The 11,996-nt window shown below is 24.0% G+C and carries 12 protein-coding genes; 11 read left to right on the forward strand and 1 reads right to left on the reverse strand.

The annotated features are described in order from the left end of the window. Positions 1-55: 55 nt before the first annotated feature. Positions 56-724 carry a LemA family protein gene (locus T397_RS0102100; RefSeq protein ID WP_027124023.1) on the forward strand — a complete coding sequence of 223 codons (669 nt, stop codon included), beginning with the start codon at positions 56-58 and terminating at the stop codon, positions 722-724. A gap of 33 nt (positions 725-757) precedes the next feature. Here T397_RS0102100 and T397_RS0102105 read toward each other — a convergent pair whose 3' ends face one another. Beyond that, a complete protein-coding gene (locus tag T397_RS0102105) occupies positions 758-1,534 on the reverse strand; it encodes an ADP-ribosyltransferase (RefSeq protein WP_027124024.1) in 777 nt (258 codons plus the stop codon). A gap of 462 nt (positions 1,535-1,996) precedes the next feature. Here T397_RS0102105 and mraZ point away from each other — a divergent pair, with 462 nt between their 5' ends. From mraZ to T397_RS0102165, 10 genes are all read left to right on the forward strand, one after another. Next, positions 1,997-2,434 (forward strand): division/cell wall cluster transcriptional repressor MraZ, encoded by a 438-nt coding sequence (gene mraZ / locus T397_RS0102110; RefSeq protein ID WP_027124025.1) that lies wholly within the window; start codon positions 1,997-1,999, stop codon positions 2,432-2,434. Further along, a complete protein-coding gene (gene rsmH, locus T397_RS0102115; protein ID WP_027124026.1) occupies positions 2,424-3,362 on the forward strand; it encodes a 16S rRNA (cytosine(1402)-N(4))-methyltransferase RsmH in 939 nt (312 codons plus the stop codon). The genes mraZ and rsmH overlap by 11 nt, the downstream gene beginning before the upstream one ends. Next, positions 3,350-4,597 (forward strand): MPN316 family protein, encoded by a 1,248-nt coding sequence (locus tag T397_RS0102120; RefSeq protein ID WP_027124027.1) that lies wholly within the window; start codon positions 3,350-3,352, stop codon positions 4,595-4,597. The genes rsmH and T397_RS0102120 overlap by 13 nt, the downstream gene beginning before the upstream one ends. A 14-nt stretch (positions 4,598-4,611) precedes the next feature. Continuing rightward, the gene (locus T397_RS04235) at positions 4,612-6,165 is read left to right on the forward strand and encodes a cell division protein FtsZ (protein ID WP_052663076.1); all 1,554 of its coding nucleotides are present in this window, start codon (positions 4,612-4,614) and stop codon (positions 6,163-6,165) included. Between the two features lie 153 nt (positions 6,166-6,318). Beyond that, positions 6,319-8,940: a terminal organelle assembly protein TopJ gene (topJ, locus tag T397_RS04355; protein ID WP_052663077.1), complete on the forward strand. Its 2,622-nt coding sequence runs from the start codon at positions 6,319-6,321 to the stop codon at positions 8,938-8,940. A 19-nt stretch (positions 8,941-8,959) separates the two neighbouring features. Next, positions 8,960-9,889: a nucleotide exchange factor GrpE gene (gene grpE / locus T397_RS03940; protein WP_081794294.1), complete on the forward strand. Its 930-nt coding sequence runs from the start codon at positions 8,960-8,962 to the stop codon at positions 9,887-9,889. 72 nt (positions 9,890-9,961) lie between these two features. Further along, positions 9,962-10,336, forward strand: coding sequence for an MPN121 family protein (locus T397_RS0102145; RefSeq protein ID WP_027124028.1), 375 nt, complete (start codon positions 9,962-9,964; stop codon positions 10,334-10,336). A gap of 22 nt (positions 10,337-10,358) precedes the next feature. Continuing rightward, on the forward strand, positions 10,359-10,961 hold the full coding sequence (locus T397_RS0102150) for a DJ-1/PfpI family protein (RefSeq protein WP_027124029.1): 603 nt from the start codon (positions 10,359-10,361) through the stop codon (positions 10,959-10,961). Positions 10,962-10,967: 6 nt separating this feature from the next. Then, complete coding sequence (locus T397_RS0102155) at positions 10,968-11,270, forward strand: HPF/RaiA family ribosome-associated protein (RefSeq protein WP_027124030.1); 303 nt, start codon at positions 10,968-10,970, stop codon at positions 11,268-11,270. Between the two features lie 90 nt (positions 11,271-11,360). Next, positions 11,361-11,996, forward strand: a complete 636-nt coding sequence (locus T397_RS0102165; protein ID WP_027124031.1) for a signal peptidase II — start codon at positions 11,361-11,363, stop codon at positions 11,994-11,996.

The following is an 11,996-nucleotide window of genomic DNA, read 5'->3' on the forward strand; positions in this document are numbered from 1 at the left end:
AATAAAATTTTTAATTAAATACTGATTTAATTATAAAAATATTAGGAGAAGTTTAATGGTAATTAATCCAAGTAAAGAAAATAATACTCCACAAGGATTTAATCCTAATGTTGATAATACAACCGTTTTTGCTAAACCTACTAGTTCACAAAAAAATGGTTATTTAATTCTTTTATTTTTATCTTGAATAACTATTATTCCCGGAATAGCTTGATTAATTATTAGAATTAAACGTAAAAATGAATGAATTGATTTACAAATGAAGATTAATAATGCATCAAGTTCAATTGATATAAGCTTAACTAGAAGAAGTGAAACATTGAAAAAATTACTTGATCAAGCAAAAGGATATTTAAAACACGAACGTGAAACTTTAGAAAAAATTACAAGTATGCGTTCAAACAAAACTCCTAATGGAATTATTGATGCAGATAAAGCTTTAAATGATTTATCAAGAAATATTCAAATAGCAATTGAAAATTATCCAGATTTAAAAGCTAATTCAATTATAGGCGAACTTATGAGTAGTTCGCAATATATTGAATCTGAAATTGCTGCTTCACGTAGATTATATAATCAATATGTTCAACGTTTTAATGCTGACATATTAATGTTTCCAAATGTTTGTTATGCAGCAAAACAAAAAATGAGCACATTGCCATTATTTATTGCAAGCGAAACTCAAAAACAAGATATAGACATGAGTTCTTTAAGTGATTTTTAATTTTGTATAAATGAAATTAGTTAGTACTCTTGATTAATAAATATTATTTATAGAAATTAAATCAACATAAAATATGTTGATTTTTTCTTTTTTGTCATTTCTAGTTCATTTAATATCATTAATCTTAAAAGATGAATTTTTATTTATTAGTACTTGATTATCTGTGTTTGCTACTCCCATAAATTTAAAATTACCTAAATAGACTGCTCCAATAATATCTTTTGGAATATTTATTACAAACAAAACTTGTTCTTTTAATGGCAAAACTTTTTTATTATCTATTCAATTTGAACCATCACAATATCTTAATGCTTCTACACGATCTAATGAAGTTGATATAAATCCATAAGAAGTAATAATTTTGCCAATACATTCTGAATAATCATATCTATCATTAATAAGTTTAATATATGGTTTTAATTGTTCTCAAAATTCAATTTCTTGATATTCAACACCATGATATACTTTGTAATTTTCATATGGTCATCTTGCATATAAATTATTTAAAGCAGAAACAACATATTGATAATCAGAACCACGAATCTCCAAAGGATTGTTTAATCCTCCAAAATTTAAATTTACTTTTTGATTAGGAGGAATTTTATTTTTATGTAAATATTCATTTCAATAATAACCTCTTTGATTAGCATACATAAAAATTGCTTGTTGTTCTGAATAACAATAATAATTTTTTAATTTTCCATTTTCATCGTAATTTCAATCAGCTATTGTTAAATTATTGTATCATTCATGAAAATTAGATTGAAGATTGTAGTCAATAATACCTTCCTCTCTCTCTCTCTCTCTCATTTAATATAATTTTCATCTATATCATATTCTGAACAAGAAATAATTCCTATTGCAAATGTTGTTATTATTCAAAGAATACTAAATATAAAAACTAAGTTTAAAAATATTCTTTTTTTCATAATCTTAAATCTCTATTTAAATACATGCTTGAATGTATACCTATGCAATTATAAATAATTTAATATTTATAAACCTAGTAAAACTAATTACTAGAAATAACAAAACAATAATATTTTTTTACAACAGCAATTTATATAAATAAATTTCAATAGTTTTACACAACAAAACATTAATTTAAAAAACTTTATTTTTTTAACAATCTACGAAAAAATTAATTTTTAAAAATTTAGTTTAATTATTTATCAAATAACCATTAAAAAAATTTTTTTAAATAAAATAAACAATTTTATTTTTTTTATTGTATGATATTAAGTGTCATAAAGTGGGAGTAAATGGTACAAAATGTTTTTAGGCACATTCGAACATTCCTTAGATGCGAAAAACAGAATAAGTCTTCCAAGTCGTTTACGATCCAAAATTTCATCTGCTGTTGTGGTTAGCAAAGGTTTTGATGGATGTTTGGAAGTAAGAACTCCTGAAGACTTTGAAAATTATGCCCAATCATTAAACAAATTATCAAACACCCACAAAGACAGTCGTATTATTGTTAGACAAATTTTTGCTAACTCTACAGACATTGAATTAGATGCTTCAAATCGTATTTTGATTCCAGCTAATTTGTTAAAAGAAGCTAATCTTAAAAAAGACATAGTTATCATTGGTGCTGGTAAAAAAATGGAAATTTGAGATAAACAAGCATATGAAAAATTCAAATCTGAAAGCGACGAAAAATTTGAAGAAGTAGCTGAACGTTTAAATAATTTTGAAAATGAACAATAATATTCATAAACCTGTCTTATTAGATGAAGTTATTAATTATTTAAATATTCAACCTAATGGAATATATTGCGATTTTACAATAGGATATGGCGGACACACTTCTCAAATTTTAAAAAAGTTGAAAGAAGGTAAACTAATTGGTTTTGATCAAGATCCCCAAGCAATTGATTGATGCGCAAATCATTTAAATGACAATAAAATAGTTTTGATTAATGATAATTTTGTTAATTTCAAAAAACACTTAAATGATTTAAGCATTAAAAAAATACAAGGCGCTTTATTAGATCTTGGTGTATCTAGCTTGCAATTTGATTTAGCTGATCGAGGTTTTAGTTATCAAAATAACGGACCTTTGGATATGAGAATGAATCAATCTAAAGGCTTAACTGCTGAAGAATATATTCGCAAAAATAATTTGCAACATTTGATAAATGTTTTTAAAAAATATGGTGAAATAAAAAATCCTGTTCATATTTCAAAATTAATCAAAGAATATGTTGATCACAATAAAAATGTTTCGACTTGAGAAATTGAAAATTTAATAAAACAAAATTTACCAATTAAATTGTTGCATCAAAAAAAACATCCAGCTAGATTATATTTTCAAGCTTTACGCATTGCGGTTAATGATGAATTAAATGTTTTAAAAATTTTTTTAAATGAAATTCCTAAATTTATAGATATTAATGGAATACTTGCAATTATTACATTTCATTCATTAGAAGAAAAAATCGTTTTAAAAAAAATTAATGAATTGTGTACGCCACCTATTTTGCCTGGTGTCCCTATTAACAATAGTGAGTTAGTAGAATTTAATAAAGTTACAAAATCTCCAATTAAACCTTCTGAAATAGAAATTAAAAATAACCATCGTTCAAGATCTGCAAAATTATTCATCATTAAAAGGACTAAAATATGTACAATTTAAAAACAGTTTGTGTTGGAATATCAATTGACATAAATGAAATTAAATTAATTGTTAGTGATAATGCTAATAATAACTTTAATTTATTATATAGTACTTCGATTGATAACAAGTCGCTTTATGATGAAAAACAAATTTTAGATATTAAAAAACTTAAACATGCTATATATGAATTAATTAATGATGCTCAAAAATATACTGAACTTAAAATAGAAAAAGTTTTGATATCTTTTGATGATGGTATAGTTAAAGAGTTTAATATTAATCAAATTAAAACTGATTTTTTTACATATAAAAGTCCTCAAAAAGTTTTTGAAAGAATTAATAATGCAATCAATGTTTGAAATAAAAATATTAATTCTGAAATTTTATGATGAGAAGTATATAGTTGAATTGATGAACAAACTAAACAAAAAATTCAAACAAATGAAATTGTAATCGGTTCTAGATATTTAGCAAAAATTAATGTTTATACAACTAATAATTTGTTAGTTAATCAATTTATCAATTTAATAAATGATTTAAATATCAAAGTTCTTAATACAACAATATGTTCATTAAATGCATCTGTTATCACAAATAATGAAGAATCAATTGTTTTAGAAATTTATAACGATTACAGTCAATTGTTATATTTGAAAAATGGTATTTTAGAAAATAAAAAACACTTTAGTTTTAGTAACAATGAATTTTACAAATATGTTGCAAATCAAATTGATACTAATTTAATTGATTCGCATAAAATTAAAAATTTGTTAAATGATAATTTAAATACTTTTTTTGAAAATAATATTAATTTAGCTTTCTCTATTGGGGATAATTTTTTAGATTCAAATTATGTTAAATCAACAATTTTAACGAATTTAGTTAATAATTATGCATCTGAAATTATTCAAATTCTTGAAAAAGAAATATCTTTTAAAAAGATTAATAAATTTTTAATTTTATGTAAATCAAAACCATTAGTAAATAGTTTAATAGATAAACTTTATAAAATTACAAATCCGCCAAATCAAATAATTTATTCTAATAATAATTTATTGTTGCTTGATAACAAATATTATTCATTAGCTTTAGGTATTATTCAATTCTATAGAAAACATAGTATTTATAAAATTGATAATTCGTGCGTTCAACCTTATTATTCAAATACATATGATAAAAAAATTGAAATTAAATTAGCTACTATGGCTATCAACAATAATATAACCAAAACAGTTCAAAAAATTATCAAATAAAAGAGGATCTAAAAATGAAAAAATATAATCAAATGCAAGAAGTTTTATCAAATTTTGATTTTGAGCAAACTGAAAAAATTAAAGTTAATTTATCAAAATCTTTCGATAGTTGTTTAAAAACTGACGAATTATTTCAAGATAATACAAAAACTATTGAACAAAATTTAAATACTAAAGATTTAAGTTTAGAAAGCAATTTAAATTCTAATGAAATAAAAACACAATTTTTTACAAAAGAAGAAATCACTAATGAATCACGTGAATTTTTTGATGTTAATTTAGATATTAAAAAACCATCAATTAAAGTTATAGGAATAGGTGGTGCTGGAAATAATATTGTTGATTATATTTCAAATAATAATATCCTTTCTTCAAATGTAACTTTTTATCAATTAAATACAGATTCTCAACATCTACAACATTTAAAATCTAAAACTAATAAAGTATTAATTGAATCTAAAATTACAAAAGGAATGGGATCAGGTGGTGACCCGGAATGTGGTCGATTAGCAACTGAAGATTTTGAATCTGAGATACGTAATATTTTATCAGGTGCTGATGTTTGTATTTTAATTGCAGGATTAGGAAAAGGAACAGGCACAGGCGGTAGTCCTGTAATTGGAAAAATTGCTAAATCAATGGATATTTTGACATTGGCTTTTGCAACTATGCCAAGTCTTGGGGAAGGAAAAACTGCACTAAATAAAGCATTATTAGGTTTAAAAGAATTAAAAGAATCAGTTGATGCAATTACAACAATTAGTAATGAAAAAGCTTTATTTAATTCAGAATCAAATAATAGTATTTTTGATGCTTATAAAAAATCAAATTTAGAAATAGGAAATGCTATTAAATCAATTACAGATATTATTTTATTACCTTCATATCAAAATATTGATTTAGCTGATGTAAAAAATTTCTTTTCAAGTAAAAATAGTGTTAATTATTTTTTAGCAATTAGAGAACGTTTCACTTCTAATGAGGTTAAAGATATTAATCGCATTATTAATCGTAAATTAAATGAATTAGCTTTTGAACAAAGCATATTAAATGCAAAATCAACTTTAATTTTATTTTATGCGAATAAAGAAGTAGGAACGCAATTGTACACAAATACTACATCAATTTTAAAAGAATTATCAATGAACAAAGATTTAAACATAGTTTATGGAATTGTTGAAACTGATAATCCAATGATTGGATTTGATATTATCGCTCTTAATAATGAACCAACTGTACTAACAACAAATATTTCACCATTAACTCAAAAAATAGATGTTGGTATTTTTGACAATAAAATTACAACTAATAAAATTCAAAACACTAATAATTTATTAAGTCGAAAATTCAATCGAATAAATGAAAAATCATCATTAAATTCTTCTTGAAGCAAAACTGCAAATAAATTAGAAGATGATTTCAATGATTTAATTGAGACAAAGAAATTAACAACTGATCAAATGTCTAAAATTTTAAATCGTTCCATGGAAACTTATTTTGATAAAAAATCTAATAATTTAATGGATGATTTTACTGAATATGATGATCTAAATTTATTTAAAAGTTAAGTAGAACTATTAAAAAATAGGTTGTGATATATAGTATAATTATTTAGATATATTTTATCCAAACTATGAAACATTATTGGTTCAGAATATCATTTGTCTATTTAAAATTCTAAATTATGTTTTTAAAAATAACATTTAACGCGGTTTATTAAAATGTCTAATAAAAAAGATTATTATGAAGTTCTTGGTGTTGATCGTGAAGCTGATGAACGTGAAATAAAAAAAGCATTTAGAAAATTAGCTCAAAAATACCACCCTGATCGTAATAAAACTCCAGAAGCTGAAGAAAAATTTAAAGAAATCAATGAAGCTTACGAAGTTTTAAATGATCCAACAAAACGTTCAAATTATGATAAATACGGACATGATGGTATAGACGGCGATCCTGGTGGATTTGATGCAACTGAAGCATTTTCATCTTTTTTTGAAACTATTAGAAATGATACAACTTTTTTTGAAAGTGATTTTGATACAAGTAAAAAGAAAAAAAAGAAAAAAGGTTTTTCTGCTGTAGAAGATGATTTAGATGAATATATTAGACAACAAGAAGAATTAGAAAAAAGCGAAAGAAGAAAAGCTAAAGAAGAAAAAAAAGCAGCTAAAAAAGCAGCTAAAGAAGCTAAACGAAAAGAAAAACTTGCTAAAAAAGGAATTGTTGAAGAAAACATTGATGATGTTCTTGATTTTTCAGTTGATTCAAAACCAAACGATGAGTCAAATGATAATTCAATAAATAAAACAAGTAATAACGATAATTTAGATTTTGGAAATCCATTTGCTGATGAACCAGAACAAAAAGTTGAAACAAATTCAGTTGATAAAGAACCAACTGAAGAATTTTGAACTAAATTTGTTGGCAACCCTGATTATGGATATTATGATTCTAATAATGATTGACAATGAAGTGGATATTTTGATGAAAACCAAAATTGATTCCCAGAACCTAATGAGGAACAAAAATTAGCAGAACAAAAAGCTAAAGAAGAAGCTGAACGTAAAGCTAAAGAAGAGCAAGAAGCTAAAGAAGAAGCTGAACGTAAGGCTAAAGAAGCTGCTGAACGTAAGGCTAAAGAAGAGCAAGAAGCTAAAGAAGCTGCTGAACGTAAGGCTAAAGAAGAACAAGAAGCTAAAGAAGCTGCTGAACGTAAGGCTAAAGAAGAACAAGAAGTTAAAGAAACAACAGAAGTTAAAAAAGAACAAGAATCCAAAGAAGATAGTTCATCAACTTCAATGTTTAATTTCACTTCAAGTAAAACATTTGATTTGTCATTTTTAAATAAAAAGAAAAATAATTCAAATAATTCAGAAGAAAAAAATGTTGAAGAATTAGTAAATCCTGATAATTCTAATTCAATATCAACAGACGACTCTAACAAAACATTTGATTTATCATTCTTAAATAAGAAAAAAATAGAAGATGATAATAAATCAAATGAAAATAAAGTAGAAGAACCGACTAATAAAACTAATGATAGTGCAATTAATAATAAAGATGCTAAAGAAGATTTACCATTCAAAATTAAGAGTGTAGATGAATTAAGTAAACAAGAATCACAATCTAATGAGTTTCCAACTACAATTGTTGAAGAATCATTTGATTTTGAAAATTTTGATTCTTCATCGTTTAATAACATGAAAGAAGCAGAACCTATTCCAACATCTATGATTAATATGGATATAGGTACTTATACAACTACAGTAATAAATGAAGAAAATTTATTAACTAAAATTAAAAGTGAATTTAATTTTGATAAAAAAGAATTTGATTTACCAGATATTGATTTAGCAGCCTTGAATGCCAAAGCGACCGAAAAATCTAATGGTCCTATTTCTTTATTCCAAATTAACAAGCGCAAAGAATTAAATATTGAATATCATATAAAATTAGATCAAATTTTGTTATTTAATAATAGTGTAAAACATATTAATTACTATCGTGAAATACCTTGTAATATATGTGATGGTTCAGGTGGAGATCCTGAAATAAAAGATTCAGTTTATCGTTGTTTTGATTGTAAACAATTACCTAATTTAATGTGAAATTGTGCTACATGTAATGGATATGGTCGTTTAATTGCAAAACCATGTTCTCAATGTAAGGGTAAAACATATTGCAAAGAATTAATCAATTTAGATCTAAGTTTACCAATAACTAATAAATTAAAATTCGAAAATGTTTATCCCGGATTTGGTCATATCCATAACGCCTTGATTAAAGGTGATTTAAAAATAATTTATGAAATTGTTGAAAGTAAATTCTTTAAAACACAAAACAATGATGTTGTTACAGTGGCTTTAATAGATCCTTTAGTTTCAGCTGTTGGTGGTTATATTTTAATACCTACATTAAATGATATAGTTAAATTAAAAATTAAAAGTGGCTTAATGAATAATGATGTAATTTTAGTCAATGGTTATGGATTGCCAGAACATATAAATATGGACACTAACAAAAAAGAAAATGCCGGCGATTTAATCATTAAAGTTAAATATGCAAATGTAACTAAGTTGGATAAAGAAACTAAATTAGTTGATATTTCGTTGCATCAAAATGAAAATGTTAATAAATATATTAAATCATTAGCATCAGAATTGCAAATTGTTTGGGAATCTGAAAATAAACATAAACGTGATTTTAATAATTTAAATAAAATTAAATTTGATGAATTGCCTTCTTCACGAGCAATTGTTATTGAAAATGATTTAATTTTTGAAAAAGAAGAAGATGATATGGATGATTTGAAAGACATTAAAGTTAAAAAAAATAAAAAGTAGAAATGATTAGGAGTTAATTATGATGAACAAAGAACAAGAACAACAAGAACAAATTGAAACTACAGAAGTTGAAAAAAAAGATGAACTTTCTGAAATTTTAACACCGAGTTTTGAAACAAAGATCGAAGAATTTAAAGAATTTTTTGAAAATAATTCAAGTTCAAAAATTAAATCTATTTCAAATAAAATTGACAATTTAATTAATGAATTAGTAGAAATTCACAAAATTAAACTTGAAGAAGTATCTACCAATAGTTCAAAAACAAATGATGAAATTTTAAAAAAAGTTAAAGATTTAGAAGAAAAAGCTAGTAAAGAAATTTCAGAAAAAATTGCTGAAATGGATGCGAGAAAATCTCAAGAAATAGAAGATGCTAAAAAATTTGCTATGGAAAAAGCAGCAGCAGGTGCAATTAATGTAGTTGATGTTTTAGAAATAGCAATAAATTTAGCCATTAAAGATCCCGCGGTTAAAAATTATGTTTCAGGTTTTAAAATGGCCTTAGATCAATTTATTAAATGATTAGAACAATTAAATATTAAACAAATGGTTATTAACCCAGGCGAACCATTTAATGAACAAAAAATGAGTGCTATTGAGCAAGTTAAATCTAACTTAGCAAAAAATGCTGTTGTTGAAGTTAAAAAATCAGGTTATGTTATGCATGACAAAGTCATTAGACATGCTGCTGTATCTGTAAGTGATGGTTCTTTAGCTCCAGCAAATGCAAATACACAGCAACAAGTTCAAAACAAAACACAACAAGTAAAATTACAACAACAAATTAATCAAAATCAACAACAAATGAGCATGCAAAACAAAACACAGCAAATTAATCAACAACATCATCAGCAACATATTCAACATCAACAACAAAAACAAATTAATCAAAATCAACAACAAGTTCAAAACAAAACACAACAAATTAATCATCAAAATAATAAGTAAAAAATTGTTTTTAGTGACTAATAAGTATTACAATTAAATCAACTATTAACAATTTAAAAGTTTTAAAACAATATGTCAAATAACTCTAAGAAAATAAAAATTGAAATTGAAATTGATGAAGAAGTAAAAAAATCTTTAGAAGAAAGTTTAAATAAAATTATTAAACTAAATCAATTACCAGAAAACACAAGTGTTGAACAATTTATAGTATTAGTTTTAAAGAACTATATACAAAGTTCTAAAGCAATGGAAAACATGAGTGGAGATTTCATTAATGAACTAAAAGAAAAATTAGAAGGAATTTTTAATCCAGAAGATATTGGTAGTGAAGATTTTTACAAAAAAATGATGAACAATTTTAAAGATTTTTTAAATCCTGATGCTAAAAAATCTGATAAAAAAAATGATGATGATAAAAAAACAGATAATGATAAGAAAAAATCGTAGTTAACAAGGAAGATTAACAATTATGGAAAATAAATCAAAAAACAATGTTAAAGCTAAACCATTAAAAAAGCAAATTAGAATTGCTGCAATGGTGGCAACAGGAATTGAAGATATGGAATTAATTGTTCCTGTTGATATTTGACGTCGTAGTCATTTTGTTGTTGATTTGATTTCGATTGAGAAAAAAAATAGCGTTTTATTACAAAGAGGTGTCTCAATTAAATGTACACAAACTATTGATAAGACTAATCTAAAGCAATATAATGCAATTTTTTTACCCGGCGGAAAAGGTTATGAAAAATTTTTGTTAGAACCAAAATTGATAGAACATCTAAACAAATTTAATGAAACAAAAAAATGACTATTAGGAATTTGTTCTTCACCGATTGTTTTTTCAGAATTAAAACTTTTAGGTTCAGCAAAAGTTGCTTGTTTTCCAGAAGATGCTAAAAAAATTAAAGATAATTATTCAAAAGAACCAATTGTTGTAAGTCAAAATTTTATTACTGCTATGTCAGCAGGTCATGTTTTTGATTTTGCATTACAAGTTGTGCAAACTTTAGCTTCAAAATCTGATGCAACTGAAGTAGCAAAAAGTATATACTACAATAAAAAAGGAAAATAATTTTTTATGTTTTCAATTAGATGAAAAGATACAAAATCTTCACCATCAGTAAAAGAATACTTTGAATCTAAATTGTCTAAAATTTATCGATTTAAAAATGTTGATAAAGAATCTATAAAAGCTGAAATAGTTTATTACTCTAGAGAAAATGAATTTTCTGTTCGTTTAAATGTTAATATAATCAAATCTCATACAATTAGATCTGAGCACAAAGCTCCAGATGTTTTAACAGCGATTAATAAAGTAGTTGATCATTGTTTGGATCAAATTCGTCGAATTAAAACTAAAAAAGATGTTAAAAGAAAATAAATTTTAATTTTTCGCAAAAAATCAAATGTTGTTTTTTACAATTTTTTTATTTTTTGGGAATTGTGTTTTTAATTTATAATTTTTAAGCATATGATAAAAAAACACACTTTAAAAACAAAATTTTTATTAACAAAAATTAAAGAATTTTTTTTAACTAACAACACTAAAAAAATAATTTTAATCAAAATTATTATTTTTTTAATTTCATTATGTTTAATTTTAGGAATAATTTTTGGGTTAAGAAATCGTTTTTATTTGTTTGTTAATAAAGGAATAATTGAAAATACAGGTTTTATTAATATTAATGTAATAACTAATTCCGGAATCGGTTTTGGACAATTGCAAGATTCAGTAGCTTTAGTATATTTTTTACAAAGTTTTATAATGGTATTAGTTTTTATAGGTTTTATATTTAATAAAAAAATTGATATTTTAATTCCCTTAGCAATGATTATTGCAGGTTCCTTAGGTAATATTTTAGATCGAGCAACATCTTATTTAATTCCATACTCAAATTCTGTATCTAATGTTGTTTTGGATTATTTTCAATTTTGATTTGGTGGTGCAATTTTTAATTTTGCAGATTCATCTATTATTTGTGGTTTTATAGCTTTATTTATTACTTTAATTATTAGAACAATAATTGAATGAAAAAAAGAACATAAAGAACATAAAAAAATAAATGAAGCAAAAAAAGAAACATTTGAAGATAAAATAAAAAAATAA

Origin of the sequence: Mycoplasmoides pirum ATCC 25960 (assembly GCF_000685905.1) — a bacterium.
Classification (GTDB): Bacteria; Bacillota_I; Bacilli_A; order Mycoplasmatales; family Mycoplasmoidaceae; genus Mycoplasmoides; species Mycoplasmoides pirum.